The 25520-nt window shown below is 70.6% G+C and carries 20 protein-coding genes and 1 pseudogene; 9 read left to right on the top strand and 12 right to left on the bottom strand.

Annotation, left to right across the window (positions count from 1 at the left end):
* Window positions 1-3: 3 nt before the first annotated feature.
* Window positions 4-1008, bottom strand: a complete 1005-nt coding sequence (locus tag AB0E56_RS15100) for an ABC transporter substrate-binding protein (RefSeq protein ID WP_359800301.1) — start codon at window positions 1006-1008, stop codon at window positions 4-6.
* Window positions 1009-1173: 165 nt separating this feature from the next.
* Here AB0E56_RS15100 and AB0E56_RS15105 point away from each other — a divergent pair, with 165 nt between their 5' ends.
* A complete protein-coding gene (locus AB0E56_RS15105) occupies window positions 1174-1785 on the top strand; it encodes a TetR/AcrR family transcriptional regulator (protein ID WP_359800303.1) in 612 nt (203 codons plus the stop codon).
* Between the two features lie 19 nt (window positions 1786-1804).
* On the opposite strand, the gene AB0E56_RS15110 is transcribed toward AB0E56_RS15105, so the two are convergent.
* The 3 genes from AB0E56_RS15110 to AB0E56_RS15120 all read right to left on the bottom strand — a co-directional run bounded on the left by AB0E56_RS15110 (window position 1805) and on the right by AB0E56_RS15120 (window position 5305).
* Entirely contained in the window at window positions 1805-3268 is a 1464-nt protein-coding gene (locus AB0E56_RS15110; protein ID WP_359800305.1) for a GMC family oxidoreductase, read from the bottom strand.
* 3 nt (window positions 3269-3271) lie between these two features.
* Window positions 3272-4711, bottom strand: a complete 1440-nt coding sequence (locus AB0E56_RS15115) for an aldehyde dehydrogenase family protein (RefSeq protein WP_359800306.1) — start codon at window positions 4709-4711, stop codon at window positions 3272-3274.
* A 156-nt stretch (window positions 4712-4867) separates the two neighbouring features.
* On the bottom strand, window positions 4868-5305 hold the full coding sequence (locus AB0E56_RS15120; protein ID WP_359800308.1) for an Lrp/AsnC family transcriptional regulator: 438 nt from the start codon (window positions 5303-5305) through the stop codon (window positions 4868-4870).
* 152 nt (window positions 5306-5457) lie between these two features.
* Between AB0E56_RS15120 and AB0E56_RS15125 the strand changes: the two genes are divergently transcribed.
* The 7 genes from AB0E56_RS15125 to paaZ all read left to right on the top strand — a co-directional run bounded on the left by AB0E56_RS15125 (window position 5458) and on the right by paaZ (window position 14147).
* Window positions 5458-6576, top strand: coding sequence for a thiamine pyrophosphate-dependent enzyme (locus AB0E56_RS15125; RefSeq protein ID WP_359800310.1), 1119 nt, complete (start codon window positions 5458-5460; stop codon window positions 6574-6576).
* A gap of 83 nt (window positions 6577-6659) precedes the next feature.
* Window positions 6660-7631, top strand: a complete 972-nt coding sequence (locus AB0E56_RS15130; RefSeq protein WP_359801247.1) for a transketolase C-terminal domain-containing protein — start codon at window positions 6660-6662, stop codon at window positions 7629-7631.
* Window positions 7628-9118, top strand: coding sequence for a dihydrolipoamide acetyltransferase family protein (locus AB0E56_RS15135; RefSeq protein ID WP_359800312.1), 1491 nt, complete (start codon window positions 7628-7630; stop codon window positions 9116-9118). Before AB0E56_RS15130 ends, AB0E56_RS15135 begins: the two co-directional genes overlap by 4 nt.
* A gap of 124 nt (window positions 9119-9242) precedes the next feature.
* The gene (locus tag AB0E56_RS15140) at window positions 9243-10433 is read left to right on the top strand and encodes an acetyl-CoA C-acyltransferase (RefSeq protein ID WP_359800314.1); all 1191 of its coding nucleotides are present in this window, start codon (window positions 9243-9245) and stop codon (window positions 10431-10433) included.
* Window positions 10433-11188 (top strand): enoyl-CoA hydratase/isomerase family protein, encoded by a 756-nt coding sequence (locus AB0E56_RS15145; protein WP_359800316.1) that lies wholly within the window; start codon window positions 10433-10435, stop codon window positions 11186-11188. Before AB0E56_RS15140 ends, AB0E56_RS15145 begins: the two co-directional genes overlap by 1 nt.
* A complete protein-coding gene (locus tag AB0E56_RS15150) occupies window positions 11185-12054 on the top strand; it encodes a 3-hydroxyacyl-CoA dehydrogenase family protein (protein WP_359800319.1) in 870 nt (289 codons plus the stop codon). Before AB0E56_RS15145 ends, AB0E56_RS15150 begins: the two co-directional genes overlap by 4 nt.
* A gap of 11 nt (window positions 12055-12065) precedes the next feature.
* Window positions 12066-14147: a phenylacetic acid degradation bifunctional protein PaaZ gene (paaZ, locus tag AB0E56_RS15155; protein WP_359800322.1), complete on the top strand. Its 2082-nt coding sequence runs from the start codon at window positions 12066-12068 to the stop codon at window positions 14145-14147.
* A 23-nt stretch (window positions 14148-14170) separates the two neighbouring features.
* Here the strand turns inward: paaZ and AB0E56_RS15160 are convergent, their stop codons facing one another.
* From AB0E56_RS15160 to dhaK, 7 genes and pseudogenes are all read right to left on the bottom strand, one after another.
* Window positions 14171-14809 (bottom strand): TetR/AcrR family transcriptional regulator, encoded by a 639-nt coding sequence (locus AB0E56_RS15160; protein WP_359800325.1) that lies wholly within the window; start codon window positions 14807-14809, stop codon window positions 14171-14173.
* A gap of 76 nt (window positions 14810-14885) precedes the next feature.
* A pseudogene (gene paaK, locus AB0E56_RS15165) lies at window positions 14886-16138 on the bottom strand (phenylacetate--CoA ligase PaaK).
* Between the two features lie 99 nt (window positions 16139-16237).
* Window positions 16238-16666 (bottom strand): hydroxyphenylacetyl-CoA thioesterase PaaI, encoded by a 429-nt coding sequence (gene paaI, locus AB0E56_RS15170; protein WP_359800327.1) that lies wholly within the window; start codon window positions 16664-16666, stop codon window positions 16238-16240.
* Window positions 16667-16780: 114 nt separating this feature from the next.
* On the bottom strand, window positions 16781-18082 hold the full coding sequence (locus tag AB0E56_RS15175; protein ID WP_359800330.1) for a sensor domain-containing protein: 1302 nt from the start codon (window positions 18080-18082) through the stop codon (window positions 16781-16783).
* A gap of 136 nt (window positions 18083-18218) precedes the next feature.
* Window positions 18219-20729, bottom strand: coding sequence for a phosphoenolpyruvate--protein phosphotransferase (ptsP, locus tag AB0E56_RS15180; protein WP_359800332.1), 2511 nt, complete (start codon window positions 20727-20729; stop codon window positions 18219-18221).
* Entirely contained in the window at window positions 20726-21370 is a 645-nt protein-coding gene (dhaL, locus tag AB0E56_RS15185) for a dihydroxyacetone kinase subunit DhaL (protein WP_359800335.1), read from the bottom strand. Before dhaL ends, ptsP begins: the two co-directional genes overlap by 4 nt.
* Window positions 21370-22362: a dihydroxyacetone kinase subunit DhaK gene (gene dhaK / locus AB0E56_RS15190; protein ID WP_359800338.1), complete on the bottom strand. Its 993-nt coding sequence runs from the start codon at window positions 22360-22362 to the stop codon at window positions 21370-21372. Before dhaK ends, dhaL begins: the two co-directional genes overlap by 1 nt.
* A gap of 155 nt (window positions 22363-22517) precedes the next feature.
* On the opposite strand from dhaK, the gene AB0E56_RS15195 reads away from it, so the two are divergent.
* Entirely contained in the window at window positions 22518-23285 is a 768-nt protein-coding gene (locus AB0E56_RS15195) for an IclR family transcriptional regulator (protein WP_359800341.1), read from the top strand.
* 21 nt (window positions 23286-23306) lie between these two features.
* Here the strand turns inward: AB0E56_RS15195 and AB0E56_RS15200 are convergent, their stop codons facing one another.
* Window positions 23307-25430 carry a DEAD/DEAH box helicase gene (locus tag AB0E56_RS15200; RefSeq protein WP_359800343.1) on the bottom strand — a complete coding sequence of 708 codons (2124 nt, stop codon included), beginning with the start codon at window positions 25428-25430 and terminating at the stop codon, window positions 23307-23309.
* Between the last annotated feature and the right edge of the window lie 90 nt (window positions 25431-25520).

Here is a 25520-nt window from a genome sequence, read left to right on the forward strand (position 1 = left end):
CGATCACTCGGCGGCGAGGACGACGCCCTCGAGGTCGACGGGTGTGGGGAGGAACCCGAGGGCGACGAGCTTGTCGTTGACGCGCTCGAGATCCACCGGGGCGACCTCCTCCGGCCAGAAGGGCAGCTTCACGTCGTCGACGCCGAGAGTGGATCCCGTGGCGTCGATCCCGGCCTGGATGGCCTCCTCCGGGTGCTCGTTCGCGTAGGCGTTGCTCTTGGCGACGGCACGCTGGAACGCCGCGATCGCATCGCCCTTCGCGCTGATCGTGCTGTCTCCGGCGGTCCAGAGGCCGACCGCGCCCTCCTCGAAGAAGTCGACCGACGGCGCAGAGACGAACACGGCGCCTGCCGCGTCCGCCTCGCCCGTGAACGGGCTGACCAGGCCTGCGGCGTCGACCGTCCCGCTCGTGAGTGCTGCCACGGCCGAGGTGAAGTCGAGCACGACCCACTCGACCGAACCCGGGTCGATCCCCTCGCGGTCGAGCGCGTCGGAGATGACGACCTCCAGTTGCGCCTTGCGGGCGGGGATGGCGATGGTGGCGCCCTCCAGGTCGGAGACCGAGGTGATGCCGCTGGCGGCGGATGCGTAGAGCCCGGTGTCATCGACCGCGGCAGGGTCCTCGGCATCGGCGGCGCCGTCGACGTACCCGTCGGCCGGTGCGATGACCGTGAGGGGGACGCCGCTCGAGAGCGCGTTGAGGAGGGGAATGCTCGGGGCATAGGCGACGTCGACCTGGCCGCTCTGCGCCGCGGCGAGGCCCGCGGGCGGGTTCGCGACCACAGACGTCTCGAGGACGATCCCCTCGTCTTCGAAGAAGCCCTGCTCCTGTCCGACGAGCAGTGCGCCGTCGGAGATGAGTCCGATGGTCGCGACCTTGAGCGTCGTCATCCCGCCGGCGTCGCCGGTCGAGGGCGAACCGGGAGCCGCGGTGCAGGCCGCGAGTGCGAGCACGCCCGCCGTCACGACGACCCCGGTTGCCCGACGTGCGAGTCTTTTGACGTTCATGAGAACTCCTCTTCGAGATAGTCACCGGCTGGTGATTTTAAAGATCGTACTCGTGCCTAGTGCAGCATTGATTACGATCGCGTTACATTAGTCACCGGTTGGTGACTAAAAACAGCAAATGGACAATCGTTGACACGAGAGTCGTGACTGCGAGGGAGAGACCCGATGCCGAAGATCGTCGACCATGACGAGCGCCGCACCCACATCGCCGATGCGGCGACCCAGGTGATCATCCGGGTGGGCTTCGACAACCTCACGATGCGTGAGATCGCCACGGAAGCGGGGTACGCGCACGGTGCGATCGCCCGGTACTTCCCCGACAAGCGGAGCGTCCTGACGGCAGCCTTCCTCCGGCTGTACACGCTCGCCAACGATCGCATCCATGCGCGCATCGAAGGCGTGCGCGGCCTGGAGGCCCTGGAGCTGATGTGCCGGGAGATCCTCCCCTACAGCCCGAACGGCCCCCTGTACGCCAAGGTCGTGATCGCGTTCTGGGACCACGCGTCCCAAGACGACGAGGTCACCAGGATCCACCGCATCAACAACCTGCACTGGCGGGATCTGTTCCGGCAGTGCCTGGTCGAGGCGCGAGATGACGGCGAACTCGCCGATCACATCCAGATCGACACCGCCGTCAACGAGATCGCATCCCGCAACGCCGGTTGGCAGATGATCTCGGTGCTGATGCCGGACTCGGCCGGCGACGGACGCCTCGACGACGCGCTGGACGCCCTGCTGTCGACGCTCCGTCGTCCTGCCGCCTCGCCGCACCGCTGATCGCATCTCGCCTGCGCCCTCAGCTCTCGAGCACGAACCGCGCGCCGCGTTCGCCGATCATCGCGGCCGGCGCGTTGGTGTTGCCGGTGGGCACGGTCGGCATGATCGAGGCATCGATCACACGGAGGTTCCTCACCCCGTTGACGCGCAGCTCGGGATCGACCACGGCCCCGGCGTCCGTCCCCATCCGGCAGGTGCCGACCTGGTGGTGGTAGGTGATGGCCGTGCGTCGAACCCAGTCCTCGACCCCGGCATCCGACACCTCTGGACCGGGGTAGACCTCGACGGCGCCCCATTCCTCGGCGAGGGCGGGACGCGCACCGATTCGGCGGCACTGCCGAACCGATGCGGCGAGCGAAGCCACGTCGCGGTCGTCTTCGAGAGCTGCCAGATCGATGTCGGGAAGGTCTGTGAGTCCCGGCCCGGTGAGCCGGAGCGTGCCGCGGCTGTGCGGTGTGACGAGACCGGCCATGAGCGTGAACCCGTCGTCGCCGCGCGGTTCCAGCTCGCCCCACATGGGCACGGAGAAGTGGATCGGCTGCGTGTCGGGTTCGGAGAGGTCGTCGCGACTGCGCCAGAAGAGGTGCGTCTGCGTCACCGAGACCCCCGGCTGCGGGGGTCCGACCGGGCGCCGCGTGGCGAAGATCACCGGAGACAGGAGGTGGTCGTGCAGGTTCTGCCCGACTCCGGGGGAATCGTGCACCACCGGGATCCCGAGGGCGTCGAGGTCGGCTGCGGGCCCGATGCCGGAGCGGAGGAGGATCACCGGCGAGCCGATGGCACCGGCCGAGAGGATCACCTCATCGGCGAAAACCTCCTCCGCCGTGCTCCCCTCCCCCAACCGCACACCGACCGCCGCACCGTCGCGGACGATGACCGAGTGCACCTCGCGTCCGGTGACGATCGTCAGCGCCTCCGCGACCGGCTTCGCATACGCGGTCCAGGTGTTGACCCGTCGGCCGTCGCGCATGGTCACCTGCTCCTGCGAGACGCCGTCGAGGCTGCCCGCGTTGTAGTCCGGGTTGTGCGGCAGGCCCTCCTGCACGGCGGCGTCGATGATGGATGCCTGGATGGGCGACAGAGCGTAGTCGTCGGTCACCGGGAGCAGATCGTTCTCGATCGCGTCGTACACGGGCTCGACATCGGCCCAGCCCCAGCCCGGCGCCCCGTCGCGCTCCCAGGCGTCGTAGTCGGATGCCGCACCGCGCACCCAGATCATGGCGTTCAGCGCGTGCGACCCGCCGGTGACCTTCCCTCGGGGCAGGTGCAGACGACGGTCGCCCGCGTGCTTCTGCGGAACGGTGAAGTAATCCCAGTCCTCCGCGGAGTGCCAGAGCTCGCCCGCGCGTGAGGGGTCATGGATCGCGGGGTTCGTGTCATGACCGCCGGCTTCGATGAGGGTCACCGCGACCCCGGCGTCGGCCAGCCGCCGCGCGACGATCGCTCCCGAGGTTCCCGCTCCGACGACGATGGCAGAGCGCACGGGTCAACCCTTCCGGCCGGGGCCCGAGACGACCTGGGACACCGCGACGGACTTGAGCCCTTCGACCCCGAACTCCAGCCCGTAGCCCGAACTCTTCACCCCGCCGAACGGCACCATCGGGTGCAGTCCGCCGTGCGAGTTGATCCATACCGTTCCCGACTGCATCCGCGCGGCGGCGTCGCGCGCCGCCTCGGGGTCGCTCGACCACACCGAGGCGCCGAGACCGACGTCGAGCCCGTTGGCCCAGTCGAAGGCCTCGTCGACGTCGCTGTACCGGATCACCGGCAGCGCGGGTCCGAACTGCTCCTCCTGGACCAGCGCCGCGTCGTTGTCGATGTCGGCGACGATGGTCGGGCGGTAGAAGAGCTCACCGAGTTCGGGCGCGGACTCACCACCCGTGACGACGCGTGCACCACGAGCCTTCGCCTCGTCGACCAGGCGGCTGACGATGTCGAACTGCGCGCGGTTCTGCAGCGGGCCCAGGACGTTGTCCTCGTCGAGGCCGTTGCCCATCGGCACAGACGCGGCGATCGCAGCCAGAGCATCGACGACCTCGTCGTACACCGAGTCGTGCACGTACAGCCGCTTCATCGCCGCGCAGGTCTGGCCGGTGTTGATGAACGCGCCCCAGAAGAGGTCCTCCGCGATCGCGGAGGGGTCGGTGCCGGGAAGCACGATGCCGGCGTCGTTGCCGCCGAGCTCGAGCGTCAGCCGGGCGAGATTGCCCGCAGAGCTCTCGATGATGCGGCGTCCCGTCGCCGTCGAGCCCGTGAACATGATCTTGTCGATGTCGGGGTGCGATGCCAGTCGGGCGCCCACCTCACGGTCGCCGGAGACGCCGATCAGCACGTCGGGCGGCAGGACCTCGTTCATCACGGCGATCATCGCGAGCACGCTCAGCGGCGTGTATTCGCTCGGCTTCGCGACGACGGTGTTGCCCATGCGCAGGGAGGGCCCGATCTGCCAGATGCTGATCATGAGCGGCCAGTTCCACGGGCCGATCGCTCCGACGACGCCCGCGGCCTTGTACACGAGTTCCGCGTGCAGCGTCTCGTCGTCGACCAGCACCTGCGGCTCGAGCACGGTCGTGGCGTTGGTGCGCAGCCACGCGGAGCAGGCCCCGAGCTCGAAGCGGGCGTTCGGACCGTTCAGCGGCTTCCCCTGCTCGCGCGAGAGCAGGTGCGCGAGGCCCTCGGCGTTCGCGTCGATGGCGTCGGCGGCGGCGAGGAGCAACGCGCTCCGCTTCTCGTGACCGAGCGCTTCCCAGGCCGGCTGTGCGGCCTTCGCGCGGGCGATCGCATCGTCGAGGTCCTCGACAGCGGCCACGGGCGCACGGCCGATGACCTCTCGTGTCGCCGCATCCGGAATGTCCCGGCCCGCGCCTTCCGGGGCCTGGATGCGGTCGAGCAGCGCGGCGGCTGCAGAAGCGGCGGAATCGGACATCTGGGACTCTCCTTCGAGCGTGGCGCGGGCCAGCGACGGTGCAGAAGCTGGTCGTCCTCTCATTCTCGGACCCCGATCGCCGCCGCACTTGTCGCGGAGTGCGCCGCAGATGTCCGAGTGCGAAGGATGCCCCGGCCTGCGGGCCCTGCGGCCCGGTCAGCCCTTCGCGTAGTCCTCGAAGATCAGGGTCGTCCGCGTCGAACGGATCGACGGGATCGCCTGGATGTCCTCCAGCACGATGCGCCGCAGATCCCGCGCGTCGTTGGCGCGCACCAGCAGGATCACGTCGAAGTCTCCGCCGACGAGCGCCATGTGCTCGATCTCGGGGATCGCCCGCAGTCGCGCGCTCACCTCCTGCCACGTCGCCTGCTCGATGGCGAGGGTGACGTACGCGCTCGCGTGATGTCCGAGCAGCACGGGATCGGTCCTGACCGTGTACCCCGTGATCACGCCGGCGTCGGTGAGGCGCTTGATGCGCGCATGTGCACCGGCCCGCGAGATGTGCACGGCATCGGCGATCGCCGTCATCGACGAACGGGCGTCGCGACGCAGCTCCTCGAGAATCGCACGATCCGTCTCATCGATGGCGACCATGGCGACCTCTCTGTCGGGGAAGAATTTCTGACACTTCGATCAAGAATGCCTCAATCCTCACCCTTTCATCCACGATTCAGCAATTGATCTTGGATGACTGTCGTGCACCCGGGCATGCTTCCTGCATCGAGTTCGGCAAGGAGGGCGAACGAATGCAGCACACCGACATGCTTCCGCGAGACACCGCGGTGCAACTGATCGACGAGAACGGGGCGACGGTCGCTGATGACCGATTCGCGCTTCCCGACGCCGACACCCTCCTGGCTGCCTATCGCGGTCTCGTCGAGGGCAGGCGGATCAACGATCAGGCCGGCGCACTCGTCCGCCAGGGCCGACTGGCTGTCTACCCCTCATCGCACGGGCAGGAAGCATGCCAGGTCGGGGCCGCGATGGTCCTGGGCGCGGGCGACTGGCTCTTCCCGACATACCGCGACTCGGTCGCCGTGATCGCACGCGGAGTCGAGCCCGCCGACGCGATGGTGCTTCTCAAGGGCGACTGGCACTCGGGGTACGACGTCCGCGCGCACCGGGTCGCTCCGCAGGCGACCCCGCTCGCCACTCAGCTGCTGCACGCGGTCGGTTTCGCGCAGGCGGCGAAGCACCGCGGCGAAGACACCGTCGTGCTCGCGCTCTGCGGCGACGGCGCCACCAGCGAAGGCGACTTCCACGAAGCGTTGAACTTCGCCGCCGTCTTCCACGTCCCCGTCGTGTTCTTCGTGCAGAACAACGAGTTCGCGATCTCCGTGCCGCTGTCCCGCCAGAGCGCCGCCCCGTCGCTCGCCCACAAGGCGATCGGTTACGGGATGCCGGGCGAGCGCGTCGACGGCAATGACGTGGCCGCCGTGCTCGCCGTGCTCAGCGGGGCGGTCGAGCGCGCCCGCACCGGCGGCGGCCCGTCTCTCGTCGAAGCGCACACGTACCGGATGCAGGCGCACACGAATGCCGACGACGACACCCGCTACCGCGAGCGCGATGAGGTGCAGGCGTGGATCGCCCGCGATCCGCTGCGGCGCCTGCGCGCGTATCTCTCGTCGACGGGAGCCCTCGATGCAGAGGCCGAAGAGCGCTTCGCGACCGGCGCGGAGGAGATCGCCGCCGCGATGCGTACCGCGCTCAACACCGACGCCGACCTCGACCCCGAAGACCTGTTCCGATTCGTGACGACGCACCGCTCACCCCAGCTCGAGGAGCAGTGGCACCTGCTGCGCGACGAGATCGAACGGTCACGACTCGCCGACGCGGCGACGGCGCCGAACGGAGGACACCGATGACGATCGCACAGGACGACGCCCGTACCGCGCACGACGCCGGCACCGATGGCGGCGGCGAAGATCACGCCGGCACCGTGACGACCATGACCATGGCCGGAGCGCTGAACCGCGCGCTCGCCGACGCGATCGAGTCGGACCCGGATGTGATCGTCTTCGGCGAGGACGTCGGAGCGCTCGGCGGAGTGTTCCGCATCACCGACGGCCTCACCGCGCGCTTCGGCGAGGAACGCTGCTTCGACACCCCTCTCGCGGAGTCCGGCATCGTCGGCACCGCCGCCGGCATGGCCATGAACGGCATGCGGCCAGTGATCGAGATGCAGTTCGACGCTTTCGCCCTGCCCGCCTTCGAGCAGGTCGTCAGCCACGTGGCCAAACTCGGCAACCGGACCCGCGGGGGCATGCGCATGCCGCTGGTGATCCGCATACCCTTCGGCGGCGGCATCGGCGGAGTCGAGCATCACTGCGACTCCTCCGAGGCTTATTACGCGCACACCCCCGGTCTGACGGTGATCAGCCCGTCCACCCCGCAGGATGCGTACTCCCTGCTGCGTGCGGCGATCGCCTCTCCCGACCCCGTGATCTTCCTCGAGCCGAAGAAGCTGTATTGGACGAAGGGCGAGGTCGACACGTCGATCACCGCCGACCTCGGCACGGCACGCGTCGCACGGCACGGAACCGACGTGACCCTCCTCGCCTATGGCGCCTCCGTGCCTCTCGCTCTCGAGGTCGCGGAGGTCGCCGCCGCAGAGGGGCGCAGCGTGCAGGTCGTCGACGTGCGCTCGCTCTCGCCGTTCGACGACGCGACCGTGACGGCGGCGGTGAAGTCGACCGGCCGCGCTGTCGTGATCGCCGAAGCACCCGGCTACGTGAGCGTCGCATCCGAGATCCAGGCCCGCGTCTTCGAGCGCTGTTTCGAGTACCTCGCCGCGCCCGTACGCAAAGTCACCGGCTTCGACACGCCCTACGCCCCTCCGAAGTTCGAGCACTGGTACCTGCCGGACGTCGACCGGGTGCTCGACGCGATCGACACGCTGCACTGGGATGAGGACGCATGAGCACTCCGCTGAAACCACGCACCCGCACGCAGGTGTTCCGGCTCCCCGATCTCGGCGAGGGACTGACCGAGGCAGGACTCGTGCAGTGGCTCGTCGCCGTCGGGGACACCATCACCACCGACCAGCCCATCGCCGAGGTCGAGACCGCGAAGAGCGTCGTGGAGCTGCCATCGCCCTTCGCCGGCGTCGTCACCGCCCTGCACGGCGCAGCCGGCGACACGATCGACGTCGGAGCGCCCGTACTCGAAGTCGCCGATCCCGACGCCTCCGACATCCCGGACGACGAAGCCGCTGCGGTCATGCCGGATCCGGACGCCGCGATCACCGATGCAGGGACGCCCGACGGCATCGAGCACGAGGCCTACCGCCAGGAGGAGCGCGCGGGCTCCGGCAACGTGCTGATCGGCTACGGCACCACCGCTCGCACCACGAAGGGGCGTCGCCGCCTGCCCGCAGCCTCCGCACCCTCGGCGTCTTCCCCCGCTGCACGCACGACCGTTGCAGCCCCTGCCCCCGCGGATGTCGCGCCCACGGATACGACTCCGGCCGTGACTCCCGATCGGCGCCCGGTCGCCGTGCGTTCTCCGCTCGTGCGGCGCCTCGCTCGGGATCTGGGACTCGACGTCCATTCGATCAGCGCGACCGGTGCCGACGGAGCGATCACGCGCGCCGACGTGCTGCGCGCCGCAGTGGAGAACGCGGTCGACGGCGTCGCCGCGCACCAGCTGGTCGACGGCTCCGCGGCCGCGGGCACCGGCACGGCGACCGGCTCGAGGGAGAACATCGACGGACTCGCGGTGACCTCCCGGGAACGCCTGTCCCCGCTGCGACGCGCCGTGAGCGCGAAGCTCTCCCGCAGCCGCTCCGAGATCCCGGAGGCGACGGTCTGGGTCGACGTCGACGCCACAGCGCTCTGGGAGCTGCGCGCGCAGATGGCCCCGCAGGGAGGAAAGGCCCCGTCCGTGACGGCTCTCCTCGCGCGGTTCGTCCTGCTCGCCCTCGCCGAGTACCCCGTGCTCGCCTCTCGCCTCAGCGAGACCGGCGACGAGCTGATCTCCTTCGACGGGGTGAACCTGGGCATCGCCGCCGACACCGAGCGCGGATTGCTGGTTCCCGTCATCCCCCACGCGCACACCTTGAGCATCGAGCAGCTCGACGCCTCACTGCGGGAGGTCACCGCGACCGCGAGGGCGGGCACGATGCCCCCGGAGCGACTGCGGGGATCGACGTTCACCCTCAACAACTACGGCGGCCTGGGTGTCGACGGGTCGGCCGCGATCATCAATCATCCCGACGTCGCGATCCTCGGCATCGGCCGGATCATCGAGCGGCCGTGGGTCGTCGACGGCGCGATCGTCCCGCGGCGCATCGCCCAGCTGTCGCTCGCGTTCGACCACCGGGTGTGCGACGGCGGGTACGCGGCCGGATTCCTCCGGCGCGTGACCGAGCTCATCGAGCATCCGCTGCGCGCCTTCGTCAAGGTGTGACGCGGATGCCGCATCGCAGCGTCGTCTGCGACCGTAGGATGATTACTATACGATCGGTCAGTAAATCGGGGTCGGACGGACGCCGGACGGGCCCCCACCGAGACGACGCAGTCAGGAGATCCGCATGACCGAGGCATACCTCGTCGGAGGAGCGCGCACCCCGGTCGGGCGCTACGGGGGCGCCCTCGCGTCCATCCGCCCCGACGACCTCGCGGCGGTCGTCGTCGCCGAGGCCGTACGACGGGCGGGCATCGATGCGGGAGACGCCGAGATCGACGAGGTGATCCTCGGGGCCGCGAACCAGGCCGGCGAGGACAACCGCAACGTCGCCAGGATGGCCGTGCTGCTCGCCGGACTCCCCGACAGCGTCCCCGGCATCACGGTGAACCGGTTGTGCGCCTCGGGGATGTCGGCCGTGGCCATGGCGGCGCAGGCGATCCGCGCAGGCGATGCCGACCTCATCGTCGCCGGGGGCGTCGAGTCCATGACCCGTGCACCCTGGGTGCAGGCCAAACCCGAGAAGGCCTGGGCGAAGCCCGGCGCGGCGTTCGACACGTCGATCGGATGGCGCTTCCCGAACCCTCGTCTCGTCGCGCGCGACAAGGCGACCTTCTCGATGCCCGAGACGGCGGAAGAGGTCGCCAGGATCGACGGCATCACCCGCGAGGAGGCCGATGCCTTCGCTCTCCGGTCGCAACAGCGCGCGGCGGCGGCGGTCGCAGCCGGACGCTTCGACGCCGAGATCGTCGGCGTGCCGGTCGGTGCCGACGAGGTGCGGGTCGACGAAGGCCCGCGCCCCGAGACGACGCCCGCGGCGCTCGCGCGTCTGCGACCCGTGGTGGCCGGTGGTCGGGTCGTGACCGCCGGCAACTCGAGCGCACTCAACGACGGCGCCTCGGCGATCGTGGTGGCGAGTGCCGCGGCGGTCGAGCGCCACGGCCTCGTGCCCCGCGCGCGCATCGTCGTCGGCACCAGCGTGGGTCTCGCACCGGAGGTCATGGGCCTCGGTCCCGTCCCCGCCACGCAGAAGGCCCTCCGCCGCTCCGGACTCTCGGTCGACGACCTGGGTTCGGTCGAGCTCAACGAGGCCTTCGCTACGCAGTCGATCGCCTGCATCCGGCGGCTCGGCCTCGACGACGAGCGCGTCAATGCCGACGGCGGGGCGATCGCGCTCGGGCATCCGCTCGGTTCGTCCGGATCCCGGCTCATCATCACTCTGCTCGGCCGCATGGACCGCGAGGGCTCCCGTCACGGACTCGCCACGATGTGCGTGGGTGTCGGCCAGGGGGCAGCCATGATCCTGGAGCGGGTGTGATGCACGCGCAACCGGATGCCGATGCTCCCCTGCTCGTCGAGCGGCACGCCCACCATGTGATCGCCACGCTCAATCGGCCGCACAGGCGCAACGCGATCGATCAGGCGACCATCGACGCGCTCCACACCCTGTGCGCCGAACTCGAGGAAGCCCCGAAGACGCTGATCCTCACCGGCGCGGACGGGGTGTTCGCCGCCGGGGCCGACATCGCCGAGCTCCGGGAACGACGAGCATCCGATGCGCTGCGCGGCATCAACACGAACGCCTTCGTGCGACTCTCCGAACTGCCGATGCCCGTGATCGCCGCGATCGACGGCTATGCACTCGGAGGGGGCGCCGAACTCGCCTACGCCGCAGACATCCGCATCGCGACACCCACGCTCGCGATCGGCAACCCGGAGACGGGCCTCGGGATCATCGCCGCCGCGGGTGCGAGCTGGCGCCTGAAGGAGATCGTCGGCGATGCCAGGGCGATCGAGCTGCTCCTCACCGGACGCACGGTCCGGGCGGAGGAGGCCCTGCGGATCGGTCTCGTCTCGGCGATCCACGACAGCGGCGACCTCCTCAGTGCGGCCGAGGGCATCGCCGCCCGGATCGCCCGCAACGACCCCGCCGCGACCATCGCCACCAAGCGGGTCTTCCGCGCCCCGCGCGACCACCACCCGGCCGCCGATCTGGAGGCACAGGCCGTGCTCTTCGAGAGCCCGGAGAAGTTCCGGCGGATGACCGATTTCCTGGAACGGAGAGACCGATGACCGCGACCAGTCCCCCCGCCCCCGCACGCGTCGGGGTGCTCGGCGGCGGACGCATGGGGACCGGCATCGCCCATGCGTTCCTGCTGGCAGGATCCCGCGTCAGCGTGGTCGAGCGCGACGCCGATGCCGCCGATACCGCCGCCGCGCGGGTGCGCGAGTCCCTCGACGCCTCGATCCTCCGCGGCACGGCGAACGAGCCGATCGACGCCTATCTCGCCCGCTTCGACACCGGCACGGATGCGGCGCAGCTCGCGCCGTGCGACCTCGTCGTCGAAGCCGTCCCCGAGGACATCGCGCTCAAGACCGAGGCGCTCACCCGCGTGGAGGCGCAGCTCGGACCCGACGCCGTCCTCGCCTCGAACACCTCGTCCATCTCGATCGATGAGCTCGCCGCGGTGCTGGAGCGGCCGTCGCGCTTCGTGGGGATGCACTTCTTCAACCCCGTGCCGGCGTCCACCCTCGTCGAGATCGTGCGCGGGGCGGCGACCGCTCCCCCACTCGTCGAGTCGGTGCGCGGGTGGGTGCAGGCGCTCGGCAAGACGCCCATCGTGGTGGCGGATGCTCCCGGCTTCGCCTCGTCGCGGCTCGGGGTCGCGATCGGGCTCGAGGCCATCCGCATGCTCGAGGAGGGCATCGCCTCCGCCGAAGACATCGACGCGGCCATGACGCTGGGCTACAAGCACCCGGTCGGGCCGCTCCGCCTCACCGACATCGTGGGGCTCGATGTGCGCCTCGGCATCGCCGAGTACCTCGCAGCGCACCTCGGCGAGCGCTTCGAACCCCCGGCCCTGCTGCGTCGCCTGGTCGCCGAGGGCCACCTCGGGCGGAAGACGGGCCGCGGCTTCTACGAATGGGACGCCTCATGAAGGGAACACACATGACCGAGATCCTGCCCAGCTACGTGCAGGACGCGTGGTGGAGGCCCGACGCCGATGCCGACGCGACCGAGGTGCGCGACGCGTCGACCGGCGAGGTGGTCGCACGCGTGTCGACCGAGGGCATCGACCTCGGCGCGGTTCTCGCCCACGCGCGCCAGGCCGGACAGGCCTCGCTCGGCGAGCTCACCTTCCATCAGCGCGCCGTGCGGTTGAAGCAGCTGGCTCTGGCCCTCACCGAGCGCAAGGCGGAGCTGTACGAGGTGTCGAGCCGCACGGGCGCCACGACGCAGGACTCCTGGGTCGACATCGACGGCGGCATCGGCGTCCTGTTCGCATACTCGAGCAAGGGTCGACGCGAGCTGCCGAACGCGAAGGTGTACGTCGACGGCGCCGTCGAGAACCTCTCCAGGGACGGGTCGTTCCTCGGCCGCCACATCTACACGCGCCTGCCCGGCGTCGCGGTGCAGATCAACGCCTTCAACTTCCCGGTGTGGGGCTCGCTGGAGAAGTTCGCTCCGGCGTTCCTCGCCGGCGTGCCCACCGTCGTGAAGCCCGCGACCCCGACCGGGTATCTCGCCGAGGCGATGGTGCGCATCATGGTCGAGTCAGGACTGCTGCCCGACGGCTCGCTGCAGCTCGTCTCCGGCAGCGTCCCCGGGCTCTTCGAGGAACTGCGACTGGGCGACCTGGTGGCCTTCACCGGGTCTGCCTCGACGGCGGAGCGCCTGCGCTCGCACGACGCCGTGCAGACCGGCGGCGTGCGCTTCACGAGCGAGACCGACTCCATCAACGCGTCGATCCTGGGAACCGACGCGGTCGCCGGCACGCCGGAGTTCGACGCCTATGTGAAGCAGCTGGTCGCCGAGATGACGTCCAAGGCCGGGCAGAAGTGCACGGCGATCCGACGCGCGATCGTGCCGACCTCCGTGGTCGACGACGTGATCGCCGCGGTGCAGGCTCGCCTCTCCGAGCGTGTCGTGCTCGGAGACCCGCGGGCCGAGGGCGTGACCATGGGACCGCTCGCCTCGACCGCGCAGCGCGACGAGGTGCTGCGCCAGGTCTCGCGGCTGCAGGACGGCGGCGGCGAACTCGTGATCGGGTCGACCGAGGCACCCGAGGTGCGCCACCGTGACGGCGAGGAAGGCCCCGCACCCGAGGGCGCGTTCCTCTCACCGATGCTGCTGCGCTTCGCCGACCCCGAGAGCCCGGCCGTCAACGAGATCGAGGCGTTCGGTCCGGTCTCGAGCATCGTCGGCTATCGCACGCTCGACGAGGCGAGTGCCCTGGTCGCCCGCGGCGGCGGATCGCTGGTCACGAGCGTGGCGACGCACGACCCCGAGGTCGCGGTCGCGCTCACCAGCGGGATGGCTGCGTACAACGGTCGTGTGCTCTTCCTCGACCGCGACGACGCGCGAAGCTCGACGGGCCACGGCTCACCCCTCCCGAACCTCGTGCACGGGGGGCCGGGTCGCGCGGGCGGAGGCGAGGAGCTCGGCGGCATCCGGGCCGTGCTGCACCACATGCAGCGCACCGCCGTGCAGGGCTCTCCCGCGATGATGACGGCTCTGACCGGCGTGTGGCATCAGGGCGCAGACGCACGTCCGTTCGCGGAGACCGACGGCGTGCATCCCTTCCGCAAGTCGCTGGCCGAGCTGCACATCGGCGATCAGGTCGCGAGCGGCTCGCGCACGGTCACGCTCGAAGACATCGAGACGTTCGCGGCGTTCACGGGCGACACCTTCTACGCGCACATGGACGAGGCCTCGGCGGCCGCCAACCCGTTCTTCCCCGGCCGCGTCGCGCACGGATACCTGCTCGTGTCGTGGGCGGCCGGCCTCTTCGTCGACCCGGCGCCCGGCCCCGTGCTCGCGAACTCCGGCCTGGAGAACCTGCGATTCGTGACGCCGGTGTCCCCCGGAGACCAGATCCGCGTCGAGCTCACGGCGAAGCAGATCACCCCGCGGGAGACCGACGAGTACGGGGAGGTGCGCTGGGACGCGGTGCTGAAGAACCAGAGGGACGAGATCGTGGCCACGTATGACGTGCTGACGCTGGTCGCGAAGGAGCAGTCGGCGGCGTAGACGTGCGGACGAGGGCGTCTCGGTCAGTCCGTCGAGGCGCTCTCGCGACGACGCAGGCCGTCCAGGGCGATCGCGACGACGTCGTCTGCGAGACGATCGGCACCCTCGCGCCCGCCGGGGCGATACCACTCGACGATCGAGTTGATCATCCCGAACGACAGGCGCGCGACGACGCTGGCATCGATGTCGGCGCGCAGCGAGCCCTCGGCCTGGGCCTCGGTCACCAGCGCCGTTATCCTGCGGTCGAACGCGCGGCGCCTGGTGAGCGCGCGGCGCTCCACCTCGGTGTTGCCGCGAACGCGCAGGAGCAGAGTCACGGCCGGGAGCTGGTCGACCAGCACGTGCACCGCACCACGCAGCACGTGCTCCAGGCGCATCACGGCGTCGGTCCCGGGTGCGGAGTCCGCGTCCGGAAACGGATCCTCCACCACGGCCTCGAGTCCGCTCAGCGCGGCATCGAGGGCGAGGTCGAGCATCTCGTCCTTCGAAGCGAAGTGATGATAGATGGCCGACTTGGAGAGCCCGAGCCGCTCGGCCAGCATCCCGATCGACGTGGCGTCGTACCCGTGCTCGTTGAACGCGGCGACGGCGACGGCGAGGATGCCCTGCTGGTCGTACCCCGGGCGGCCTCGTCGCGTCGTCTGCGTCTGCGTCTGCGTCATCGCCATCCAGTCTCGCACTCGATCGTCTCCGCCCGGGGAACCACGGCGGTGAGACCTCCGTCGTCTCCGCCCGCGATCACCGCAGATCGTAGACGCGCTGGTACTTCCCCTCGCTGCGCGGGAGCGCGCCGGGTTCTTCCAACCGGACGGCGACCGTGGTCCCGATGAACACCTTGATCCGCTGCGCCAGCACCTCGGCGGCACTCGCACAGGTCTCGACCGACAGGTCGGGGTGACGCTCGATGCGCACGGTCATCGCGTCCATCCGCCCGTCCTTGGACAGTTCGAGGATGAAGTGCGGAGTCAGCTGCTCGATGCCGAGGACGAGCTCCTCGATCTGAGTCGGGAACAGGTTCACGCCGCGCAGGATGATCATGTCGTCATTGCGGCCGGTGATCTTCTCCATGCGCCGCATCCCCGGCCGCGCGGTGCCCGGCAGGAGGCGGGTGAGGTCGCGGGTGCGGTAGCGGATGACGGGGAACGCCTCTTTGGTCAGCGACGTGAACACGAGTTCCCCGAGTTCGCCGTCCGGCAGTGCCGCTCCCGTCTCGGAGTCGATGACCTCCGGGAGGAAGTGGTCCTCCCACAGATGAGGACCGTCCTTGGTCTCGAGGCATTCGTTGCCCACTCCTGGTCCCATCACCTCGCTGAGGCCGTAGATGTCGAGCGCGTCGACGCCGAGGCGCTTCTCGAGCTCCTGCCGCATCTCGTTCGACCAGGGTTCGGCGCCGAGCACGCCACCTGCAGCGAGGTGGAGCGCGGATCGATGCCCTGTGCGGCCATCGCATCCGCGATCGTGAGCAGGTAGCTCGGGGTGCACAGGATCGCCTCCGGCGCGAAGTCGCGGATGAGCTGCACCTGCCTCGCGGTCTGCCCGCCCGACATCGGGATCACGGTGGCGCCGAGGGCTTCGATCCCCGCATGAGCTCCGAGCCCGCCGGTGAACAGCCCGTAGCCGTAGGCGTTGTGCACCTTCATCCCGCGCCGGATGCCGCTGGCGCGCAGCGAACGGGCGACGAGCGAGCCCCACCGGTCGAGGTCGCCCTTGGTGTATCCGACGACGGTCGGACGCCCGGTCGTCCCGCTCGACGCATGGATGCGGGCGACCTCGTCCATCGGCACCGCGAACATGCCGAACGGATACGTCGACCGCAGATCCTCCTTGGTCGTGAACGGGAGCCGCCGCACATCCTCGAGGGTGCGGATGTCGTCGGGGTGCACTCCCGCCTCGTCGAACTTCGCGGTGTACAACGGCACGTCCGCATAGGCGTGGCGCACCGTCCACTGGAGTCGTTCGAGCTGGAGCGCCGCGATCTCGTCACGGCTCATGCGTTCTTCGGGGTCCAGATCGTCCGGGGAGGGAGGGCGGATGCCGGAAGAGGATGCGGTCGTCGTCGACACGTGATACTCCGTCAGATCGGTGGGCGGTCAGAGAGTGCGGCTGGTGGTGCGCGAGCGTCCGCGGAATTCGGCGACCGGATCGCCGAGCTCGTCCACCACCGTGACGTCGTAGATGCCGGAGCGACCCGTGCGCGAACGCCGCATCGCCGTGGCCGTCAGCGTCTGGCCGACGACGGTCGGCTTCAGGAACGAGATGTCGGCTCCAGCCGCCACCGTGACGCGATCGTCCTCATTGCACGCGATCGCGAAGGCCGTGTCCGCGAGCGCGAACACGAGACCGCCGTGGGTGATGTGGAAGCCGTTGGTCATGTCCTCCCTGACCCGCATCGACACCACCGCGTGCCCTGGCGCATCCCGCTCGACGACGAGACCGAGCATCGCCGCTGCGCGATCGCGCTCCATCATGGCGCGGCTCGCCCGCCCGTCCCCCGACGCTTCCCTCGTCATGTCCGTCATCGCCGACCTCCTCGTGGCGCTCCGCTACGAGACGCCGACGTCTCGCCCGGCCATACTAACCGAACGATCGGTCAGGAATACAGCACGACGGCGGTCGACTCCTCGCCGCGTCGCCTACCCCACGCCGAGTGGCGGTGCGAACGTCGCATCCTCGGCCGTCACTCCCGTGATGACGGCCGCCGGATCCGCGTAGTCCCGGTCGGCACGGAACCGGATCACTCCGCCATCCCGCGACGCCCACTGGTAGAAGTGCTCGCCCGACGAGACGACGCGGATGAACGTGCCCCCGGGGAACGCCGCGGCAGCGTCGGAGAGAGACGCGCCGATGCGCACAGCGCCCGCGGCCGGGAGTGCCGCGCCGTCCGGCTCGACATCGCCCTCCATGTTCGCGATGCCCGCGGTCACGGCGATCAGCGTCGCTCCGTCGTCCGTGAAGTGCAGCACGAGCGCTTCGTCGCCGTCGCCGCTCCAGAGCCGCGCGAAGGACTCCGTCCACTCGACCTCCTGCACGGTCGCACCGGGGACGGCCGCGAGCGCCGACTCCCGCGCGGCGCCGAACATGAGCGGCCCCACGCCGGTGCCCGACATCTGCCACTCGCTCCATGGCGCGGCGGGATCGGCCGGCGTCGGCGTCTCCGTCGCGGGCGGGTTCTCCGTCAGGTCGGCGATCAGCGCCGCCTTCGCCTCGACCGCGCGGTCGCGCAGCAGTAGAGCGGCGCGCTCCGCATCGAACTCCGAGCCGTCGAGCGCGGGCTGCCACAGCTCCACGAGCACGTTGCCGACGGACGCGAACCCGTGGTGCACGCGCCACCGGTTCCCGGAGCTGTCGAGGGTGAGGGTGCCGGCGAAGGCGCGCACACCCTCGAGTTCCGGTGCCACCGCGGTCTCGAACGTGCCAGGCCCCTGGGCGTCGAACTGTGCGCACTGCTCGATCGTCGACGTGAGCTGGTCCATCCGCGTCGATGCCTGCTCCTCCGAGGCGAACTGCAGGATCTGCTGTCGCCCGCTGTTGCCGGAGTCCTCCGGGTCTTCCCACGGCACGGTGCGCGCTGCGACGCTGCGCATCGACATCTCACTGAGGAGCAGCACGCAGACGGCCGGATCGAAGTCCGGTCCACCGCCGTCCGAGTACTGCAGCAGCTCATCGGTCACCGCGCCCGCCGGAGCGGCGCCGGGAAGCAGGCCGGCGACCTCGTCCGGGGTCAGTGCGAACGCGTCGAGGTCGTCACCCGCGAACGTCAGCGGGCCCGCGTAGGGTTCCGGCGTCGGCGAGGGAGACGTGGTGGTGGGGGTCGCACTCGGCCCGGCCTCCGGTTCTGCGGCGCACGCAGAGAGCGCCATCAACACGACCGCCATCACTGCGGCCGCAACCCCCGCACCGCGTGTGTTCTCGCGCGATCGCCCGCTGAATGCCATGACCCCTCCGATGGTGTTCGCGCCCCTGTGCGGGCCCCTGTGCACACCGTATCGAGGGAGACGGCTGCGGGAACAGAGAGCGATATATTCCGGTATCAGACCGAGATGAATCCCATGCTGTATCCGGAATACACGATCACCGCGATACTGCTCCTGCCCCGTCGCTCTGCGCCGCGGCTCGGGCCTCAGCGACTGTCGCAGCGCCGAGCGCCGCCCTCGCCGCCCGGCGGCACTCCTCCTCGGTCACGGCGTCCAATGCCGCCGCAACACGTCCGAGCGATCGCGAGGTCATCGACAGCGATGTGACCCCGAGACCGACGAGCACCGGGGCGAGCGCGGGGTCGCCCCCGGCCTCCCCGCACACCCCGACGGGCTTCCCCGCGGCCCGTCCCGCCTCTCCGACGGCGCCGATCAGACGGAGGACCGCCGGCTGCCACGGATCGTTGAGATCGGCGAGGTCGGCGAGCTGACGATCGGCCGCGAGGGTGTACTGCGCCAGGTCGTTGGTCCCGAGGCTCACGAAGTCGACCACCTCGAGCAGTTCGGCGGCGAGCAGCGCCGCGGCCGGTGTCTCGATCATGATGCCCACGCGCTCCAGCCCCGCGGCACGACACCGCTCAGCGAACGCGACCGCCTCTTCGACTGTGGCGACCATCGGGGCCATGACCTCGATCTCGGCGGACTCGGCATCGGCTGCCGCGGCGAGCGCGTGCAGCTGATCGTCCAGCAGTGCCGGATTCCGGCGGGCGATGCGCAGGCCCCGCACTCCCAGAGCCGGATTCTCCTCCTGCTCCGCGTTCGCGAAGGGCAACGGCTTGTCGCTCCCGGCGTCGAGCGTGCGCACGACCACCCGCCGCCCGGGGAACGCCGCCAGTACGCCCCGGTATGCCGCGGTCTGCTCCGCGACCGACGGCGCATCCGTCCGGTCCAGGAAGCAGAACTCGGTGCGGAAGAGGCCGACGCCCTCGGCGTGCGCCGCGGCACCGTTCTCGGCGTCGACGGCTCCGCCCACGTTCGCGAGGAGCGGGATGCGGTGTCCATCGGCGAGACGCCCGGCGCCGTCGAACTCCACGACGGAGACAGCGGCCGCCGCCTCCGCGACGCGCGCGAGCGGGGGATCGACCTCGACCGCCCCACGGCCGCCGTCCACGAGAACCGTGGACCCGACGGGGATGCCCACGGCGCCGGGCACTCCGACCACGGCGGGAAGCCCCAACGACCGGGCGATGATCGCGGTGTGCGAGGTCGGGCCACCCTGTTCCGTGACCAGCGCGGCGCAGCGGCCGCCCGCGAGGGAGGCCGTGTCGGCCGGGGCGAGGTCGGTCGCGACGAGCACGAACGGCTCATCCCGCTCCGGCACACCCGGCATGTCGACCTGAAGGATCTCGGCGATGATCCGGTCGCGCACATCGCGGATGTCGGCGACACGCTCGGCCATCCGCCCACCCAGCGCGGCGATGCCCCTCTCGTGTTCGACGGCCGTCTCCCACACCGCCCTGGCCGCACTGCGCCCCTGAGCCCTGACGAGCGCCGTCGCCTCCGACACCAGCTCGGGATCCGACGCCAGCAGCCGCGAGGCATCGAGGATCGCCCTCGTCTCGCCCGTGGCCTGTGCGGTGCGGGTCCGCAGCTGATCGGCGACGGCGACGGCAGCCCACTCGATCGCCGACACCTCCGCATCGCGCTCGGCCGGGGGGACGACCACCTCGGCATCGGGCTCGGTGACCGCGGGCGCCAGGTGCACGACGGGGGCGGCGACCCGGCCCGGGCTCACGCCGCGTCCGCGCAGGACCGATCCGGGGGCGACCTCGACGGGCGGATCCGGGGACACGGCCGGCGCGGCGGCGGGAGAGATGTCGTCCGACGTCGGCGCCGCGGCATCCGTCCCCTCGCCGAAGCCGTCGTCGAACAGCGCCGAGAGTCGGTCGAGCACGGAGGCGGCGTCGGCCCCGCGCGCACGGAGTTCGAGCTCGTCACCCTGCCTGGCCCCGAGGACCAGGAGGCGCGAGAGACTGGCGGCCGACGCATCCGGCCCATCGGGAAGGCGCCGCAGACGCACCTCCGCCCCGGCCGAGGCCTCGGCGATCAGAGCAGCAGGGCGGGCGTGGAGCCCCTGGGGGTTGCGCACCCGCACGCGCCGCACGAGCACGTCGCCGTCGTCCACTCCGTCGCCCGGCGTCCCATCGTCGAAGGCGGTCGCCGTCTCAGATGCGGTCGCGTCGCCTCCCTGTTCGCCGAGCTGCCCCGTCTTCGCCCCCAGTGCTGCAGACGCCTCCGCGGCGACGGCGTCGAGCCCGCCCCCCGCGGCGGCGGACACGACGGCTGCGAGCAGTCCCTCGACGAACGGAGCCGGTGCGAGTCGCACGGGAGCGGCGCTCGCGCGCAGTTCGAGTGCGAGTTCCGCGCTCAGGACGGCCGAGCCGAGGTCCATCAGGACCAGGACGCCGTCGCAGTCGGCCGCGAGCTCGTCGATCGCCGCCGCCACGGCGACGGCATCGGTACCGAGGATCGGGGTGCCGTCACCGTCGACGCCGGCGCCGGCCGCCACCTGCACGCGCACTCCCCCGCCCGGCACCATCTGCAGGGCAAGCTCCAGCGCCGCCTCCCCGAGCCGCGCGCTGTGGGAGACGGCGACGATGCCGATCATCCGGCGCTGCCAGCGACGGCCGCGGCGAGCGTGTCGAACAGGATCGCCGTGGAGGCGGCTCCCGGGTCGAGGTGCCCGGCGCTGCGCTCGCCGAGATAGCTCGCTCGTCCCTTGCGGGCGACGAGGGGCGACGTCGCGTCGCGGCCGACCTCGGCGGCCTCCGCCGCAGTCCTGACGGCGTCGACGACCGACGAGCCGCCCGCGAGCGCGGCGTCCAACGCATCGACGGCGGGCGCCATCGCGTCGAACATCGTCTTGTCCCCCGCCTCCGCCTTCCCCCGAGCGACGATGCCGTCGAGTCCCGCTCGCAGCGCGGCAGCGAGACCGGGACCGTCGAGTTCCTGCACCGCCCCCGCGGTCATCCCCATCCGCAGGAAGAAGGTGCCGTAGAGCGGGCCGCTCGCTCCGCCCACCGAGCTCACGAGGGTCATGCCGACCGTCTTCAGCAGCTCATCGACCGTGGCCGGCGTCCCCGCGCCGAGCTTCTCCGCGACGGCACCCATGCCCCTGGCCATGTTGGCTCCGTGATCCGCGTCGCCGATCGCCGAGTCGAGTTCGGTGAGCCAGTCGCGCTTGTCGGTGACGGCGGCCCCGAAGCGAGTCACCCAGTCGGCGAGGACGGCGGTGTCGACGGCCGCCATCACGCGCCCCACCGCAGGCCGGGGGTGTTCACCGGGGCGTCCCACAGCCGCAGCAGTTCGTCGTCGGCCTTGAGCACCGTGACCGAGCATCCGGCCATGTCGAGGGAGGTGATGTAGTTGCCGACCAGGTTCCTGGCGATCTGCACGCCGGACTTCTCGAGGATCGCCGCGACCTCGCCGTACATGAGGTACAGCTCGATGAGCGGTGTCGCGCCCATGCCGTTCAGCATCACGATCGCGGGTCCGGCCGCGTCGAGATCGGCGAGGATCGGTTCCACGAGCTGGCGGGCGATGTCGGCCGCCGGGGCGAGCGGCTCGCGGTGACGCCCCGGCTCTCCGTGGATGCCGATGCCGATCTCCATCTGGTCGTCCGGCAGGTCGAAGGTCGGCTTGCCCGCGGCGGGCACGGTGCAGCTCGTGAGCGCCATACCCATAGACCTGCCCTGCCCGTTGACCTTCTTCGCCAGCTCGACGACCGCGGCGAGGTCGCGCCCCTCCTCGGCGGCGGCGCCGACGATCTTCTCCAGCAGGACGGTCAGCCCCACCCCGCGGCGCCCTGCGGTGTACAGGGAGTCCTGCACGGCCACGTCGTCATCGACCGTGATGCTGCCCACCTCGATGCCCTCCATGGAGGCGAGCTCGGCGGCCATCTCGAAGTTCAAGACGTCTCCGGTGTAGTTCTTGACGATGTGCAGCACGCCGGCCCCCCGGTCGACGGCCTTGGTCGCGACCTGCACCCGGTCAGGAGTGGGAGAAGTGAAGACCTCGCCGGCGACCGCCGCGTCGAGCATGCCGGTGCCGACGAAGCCGCCGTGCAGCGGTTCGTGGCCCGATCCGCCACCGGAGACGATCGCGACCTTCCCCTGCTCCTTCGGGGTCGCCCGCGTGATGACGTGGTTCTCGAGGTCGACGGAGAGCTCCGGATGAGCGAGCGCGACACCCTTCAGAGACTCGACGAGGACATCCTCGGGGGCGTTGATGAGCTTCTTCATCGTTCGATCTCCTTTGATCCACAGCGATTTTCGCAAAAATCGGAAAGCAATTCGTTAATGTCGAATATGCTCGGGGCCTGCCGGGTTGTCAAGATCGATCCTGAAGCCCGGCTCGATCTGCACCGGCTCGACGACGCACCGGAAGGAGGGCTCCCGTGATCCAGGCGATCGACCGCGCGGCGAAGATCCTCGAACTGCTCCAGGGAGCACGCCATCTCGGCATCACCGACCTCGCTGCCGCCCTGAGCCTGCCGCCGTCGACCGTGCACGGGATCGTCAAGTCGCTGCGTTCGCACGGACTCGTCGCGAAGGAGCGCGGCGGTCAGCGCTACATGCTCGGTCCGACGCTGCTGCGTCTGAGCAACGTGTACCTCGACACCCTCGACGTGCGCGCCAGGGCGATGCGCTGGACGCAGGAGCTCGCCCGCCGCACGAACCTCTCGGTGCGCCTCGGCGCCCCGCACTTCACCGACGTCCTCGTCATCCACCACAACCTGCGCCCCGACGACAGCCAGCAGATGCTCGAGACCGGCGTCGCGATCCCCGCGCACGCCTCGGCGATGGGCAAGGTGCTGCTCGCGTACGACCTCGGCTTCCAGCAGAACGTCTTCGCCCAGCCGCTGCGCAGCCTCACCGGGGACACCACCACCGACATCGCCCGCGTGACGCTGGAGCTCCCCGCGATCGCCGAACGCGGCACGGCAGGCGAGTTCGACGAAGCCGTGCTGGGCGAGTCGTCTCTGGCCGCACCCGTCGCCGATGCCTCCAACGACATCGTCGCCGCGGTCGCCGTGGTGCTGCCGACCTCGCAGACGCCCGTCTCCGATGCGATCCTCAACGCGCTCCGAGAGACCGCCAGGAACATCTCGCGCGAACTCGGCGCGACCACCTGGCCACCCCGCGTCGCCCCGGCCGACGAGTGAGACCGCCGCTGCGCCCTCCGCTCAGCCGCGCACTGCGAGAGCGAAGGGCTGCACCGCCGTGGCCCCCGCCTGCCGGAGCACGCGCGCTGCCACCGTCATCGTCCACCTGCTGTCGACCAGATCGTCCACGAGCAGCACGGGCCCGGCCGGAACGTCGAGGTGCGCGGCGCTGAACCGATCCCAGAGCCCGGCGAGACGGAACACGCTGTTGCCACCCGGCTGACCCGTCGGGCCGCCCCCGATGGGAGCGAGCGCTCCGAGGTACGGCAGTCGTCCGATCTCGGCGAGACCTCGCGCGAGGGAGTCGACCAACAGCGGACGCGACCGTGAGGGCATCGCGACGACCGCGACCGGACGCTCCGCCCACTCCCATCCCGCGAGCACCCGGATGCACCCCTGCAGCACGGGCGGCGTCACGGGGGCATCGACGGCGCCCGCGGCGAACATCTCCCGCAGCGTCCCGCCCCACCCCAGATCTGTGAGCCGCGCCAGCGCCCTCCCCTCGACCGCCTGCTCCTCCGCGGGGATGCGCCCCTTGACGGGCACGTCGAGTCGCTCGGCTCCCGTGGGCCAGGCACGGCGGGGCTCGATAGGCACCCCGACCCGGTCGAGAGACTCCGCGGCCTGTGTGCTCGCCGCCTCCCCGATCTCACGGGGGAACCACGCGCCGGCACAGTTGTCGCACCTCCCGCACGGGGCAGCCGTGCCGTCGTCGAGCGCACGCTGCAGGAACTCCATGCGGCATGCGTCCGTCTGCTCGTACTCGATCATGTGCTGCTGCTCGGCGACCCGCTCGGCGGCGATGCGCTCGTAGCGCTCCGCGTCGTACGTCCACGGCTCCCCCGTCGAGACCCACCCGCCCTGCACACGCCGGACGGCGCCGTCGACGTCGAGCACCTTGAGCAGCAGCTCCAGCGGGGTGCGGCGGATGTCGACCATCGCCTCGAGTGCCGGAGTCGAGATCGGGGTGTCTCCGAGTGCCGCGATCACCCGTTCCGCACGCTCCCGATCGGGCATCGACGCCGTCGCGAAGTAGTGCCAGATGTCGCGATCCTCGACGCCCGGCAGCAGCAGCACGTCGGCGCTCTCGCTGGCACGACCGGCGCGTCCGACCTGCTGGTAGTACGCGACGGGCGACGACGGGGCGCCGAGATGCAGGACGAATCCGAGATCCGGCTTGTCGAACCCCATGCCGAGCGCGCTGGTCGCGACCAGCGCCTTGACCTCGTTGCGCTTGAGCATCCCCTCCGACTCGGCCCGCTCGTCGGTGTCGGTCTGCCCGGTGTACGCACGGACATCGTGGCCGTGGTCGCGCAGCAGTCGGGCGGTGTCGACAGCCGCGGCCACGGTGAGGGTGTAGATGATGCCGGAGCCAGGGAGGTCGTCGAGGTGACTCAGGAGCCAGGCAAGGCGACTCGCCGAATCGCGCAGCCGCAGCACGCCCAGTCGAAGCGACGTCCGGGCGAGCGGGCCGCGGATCGTGAGTACCGGCTCGGCCTCTTCGGCGCCTCCCTCCTGGAGGGTGCCCAGCTGCTCGGCGACGTCGGCGACCACGCGGCTGTTCGCGGTCGCCGTGGTCGCGAGCACCGGCACATCGGCCGGCATCTGCGCGATGAGGTCTCGCAGGCGTCGATAGTCGGGGCGGAAGTCGTGCCCCCAGTCGCTGATGCAGTGCGCCTCGTCGACCACGAGCATGCCGATGCGGCGGACGAGAGCCGGCAGCTGCTGCTCCCGGAAGGCGGGATTGTTGAGGCGCTCGGGCGACACCAGCAGCACATCGACCTCGTCGCGGTCGAGTCGCGCGAGAACGTCGGTCCACTCGTGCGCATTCGTGGAGTTGATCGCGACCGCGCGAACGCCGGCTCGTTCGGCCGCAGCGATCTGGTCGCGCATGAGGGCGAGCAGCGGCGAGACCAGCACGGTCGGGCCCGCGCCCTCGCGCCGCAGCAACAGCGTCGCGACGAAGTACACGGCCGACTTGCCCCACCCCGTCCGCTGCACGACGAGAGCGCGACGACGCCCTTCGACCAGCGCCGCGATCGCCTCATGCTGCCCGTCGTGGAAGTCGGCATCGTGTCGTCCGACGAGTTCGCGCAGAGCCGCCCGTGCGGCGTCGCGGGTGGCGAGGGGAGCAGCGGAGGTCATCCCTCCACTCTGCCCCACCCCGCCGACACGTGGTCTCCTTCGCACCTCGAGCCGATCTTCCGCTCGCGCTGAGCACCCGTCTTGAATCCG

Source organism: Microbacterium sp. NPDC028030, from assembly GCF_040637855.1.
Taxonomy (GTDB): domain Bacteria; phylum Actinomycetota; class Actinomycetes; order Actinomycetales; family Microbacteriaceae; genus Microbacterium.

Bases quoted from the DNA above. Each gene is read 5' to 3' on its own strand.
- AB0E56_RS15175 (WP_359800330.1), bottom strand. From the start codon at position 18,082: ATGGCATTCAGCGGGCGATCGCGCGAGAACACACGCGGTGCGGGGGTT.
- AB0E56_RS15150 (WP_359800319.1), top strand. From the start codon at position 11,185: ATGACCGCGACCAGTCCCCCCGCCCCCGCACGCGTCGGGGTGCTCGGC.
- paaI (WP_359800327.1), bottom strand. From the start codon at position 16,666: ATGACGGACATGACGAGGGAAGCGTCGGGGGACGGGCGGGCGAGCCGC.
- AB0E56_RS15100 (WP_359800301.1), bottom strand. From the start codon at position 1,008: ATGAACGTCAAAAGACTCGCACGTCGGGCAACCGGGGTCGTCGTGACG.
- AB0E56_RS15135 (WP_359800312.1), top strand. From the start codon at position 7,628: ATGAGCACTCCGCTGAAACCACGCACCCGCACGCAGGTGTTCCGGCTC.
- AB0E56_RS15160 (WP_359800325.1), bottom strand. From the start codon at position 14,809: ATGACGCAGACGCAGACGCAGACGACGCGACGAGGCCGCCCGGGGTAC.
- AB0E56_RS15140 (WP_359800314.1), top strand. From the start codon at position 9,243: ATGACCGAGGCATACCTCGTCGGAGGAGCGCGCACCCCGGTCGGGCGC.
- dhaK (WP_359800338.1), bottom strand. From the start codon at position 22,362: ATGAAGAAGCTCATCAACGCCCCCGAGGATGTCCTCGTCGAGTCTCTG.
- AB0E56_RS15130 (WP_359801247.1), top strand. From the start codon at position 6,660: ATGACCATGGCCGGAGCGCTGAACCGCGCGCTCGCCGACGCGATCGAG.
- AB0E56_RS15120 (WP_359800308.1), bottom strand. From the start codon at position 5,305: ATGGTCGCCATCGATGAGACGGATCGTGCGATTCTCGAGGAGCTGCGT.
- AB0E56_RS15145 (WP_359800316.1), top strand. From the start codon at position 10,433: ATGCACGCGCAACCGGATGCCGATGCTCCCCTGCTCGTCGAGCGGCAC.
- AB0E56_RS15105 (WP_359800303.1), top strand. From the start codon at position 1,174: ATGCCGAAGATCGTCGACCATGACGAGCGCCGCACCCACATCGCCGAT.
- ptsP (WP_359800332.1), bottom strand. From the start codon at position 20,729: ATGATCGGCATCGTCGCCGTCTCCCACAGCGCGCGGCTCGGGGAGGCG.
- dhaL (WP_359800335.1), bottom strand. From the start codon at position 21,370: ATGGCGGCCGTCGACACCGCCGTCCTCGCCGACTGGGTGACTCGCTTC.
- AB0E56_RS15125 (WP_359800310.1), top strand. From the start codon at position 5,458: ATGCAGCACACCGACATGCTTCCGCGAGACACCGCGGTGCAACTGATC.
- paaZ (WP_359800322.1), top strand. From the start codon at position 12,066: ATGACCGAGATCCTGCCCAGCTACGTGCAGGACGCGTGGTGGAGGCCC.
- AB0E56_RS15200 (WP_359800343.1), bottom strand. From the start codon at position 25,430: ATGACCTCCGCTGCTCCCCTCGCCACCCGCGACGCCGCACGGGCGGCT.
- AB0E56_RS15115 (WP_359800306.1), bottom strand. From the start codon at position 4,711: ATGTCCGATTCCGCCGCTTCTGCAGCCGCCGCGCTGCTCGACCGCATC.